At 41.5% G+C, this 808-nt stretch carries 2 protein-coding genes; both read left to right on the top strand.

What is annotated here, in order from left to right:
- Window positions 1–193, top strand: a 193-nt coding sequence (locus N1032_RS24725) for a hypothetical protein (protein WP_259543169.1), incomplete at its 5' end; no start/stop codon positions are given.
- A gap of 67 nt (window positions 194–260) precedes the next feature.
- Window positions 261–808: dCTP deaminase (dcd, locus tag N1032_RS24720; RefSeq protein ID WP_259543167.1), on the top strand; the 548-nt coding region annotated here is incomplete at its 3' end.

Here is an 808-nt window from a genome sequence, read left to right as displayed (position 1 = left end):
ATCTTGGGGCATTGCCTCAGGTTTGTTAAAAGGTGATTACGGTGAGCAAGAAGATGCTTGGGATGTATTCACCGAAGATATGTTTGTTTATTGTGAGCGAGACGTTGATGTTACAGTCAAACTCTTCAAACACCTCTGCAACCGAGCAGGGTTCGATTGGGAAAACCCACCTGCCTCCAGTATTTCATGGTAGCAAAAAGGGGAGTACCCCATCTTGGTTATATCAAAGACAATTCGGAAGTTTTAATTAAGGAAGATTAATGACACTATTAGCAGCCCCTCGTTTACACCAACTCATTGACGAAAACGTAATTGATGCACTTCACGAAAATGTGAACAGTGCTTCCATTGACATTCGTATCGGTAATAAAATCCTGGTTGAAGGTCATGGTGGTTATCGTTTTAATAAACCTGGAGAATTTAAATACGGTGAAGTAGTAGATATTGCTGCAAAGCAATCTCCTAAATTTACTGAGATTGAAATCCCAGAAGAGGGTTATGTTGTTGAGCCTGGAGAATGTTTCCTTGCTCATTCGATTGAAACCTTCAACTTACCAAACACTATCAGTGGTCAATTTATCTTGCGTTCAACGGTAGCTCGTTGCTTCTTAGAGCACATGCAAGCTGGTTGGGCTGATGCTGGTTGGCATGGTGCTCAGTTGACAATGGAATTCGTTAACATGAACCGCTTCCATCGTCTTCTTATTAAACCTGGAATGCGTATTGGTCAGATGGTCTTCTTTGAACACGAAGATGTTGGTAATGACAGTTACGCTGTAAAAGGGAATTACAATAATCAGCAAGGCGC

Origin of the sequence: Herbiconiux daphne, assembly GCF_024979295.1 — a bacterium.
GTDB classification, from domain to species: Bacteria; Actinomycetota; Actinomycetes; order Actinomycetales; family Microbacteriaceae; genus Herbiconiux; species Herbiconiux daphnes.
The sequence above is the reverse complement of the archived record's forward strand: the minus strand, read 5'-3'. Positions and strand labels throughout refer to the sequence as shown.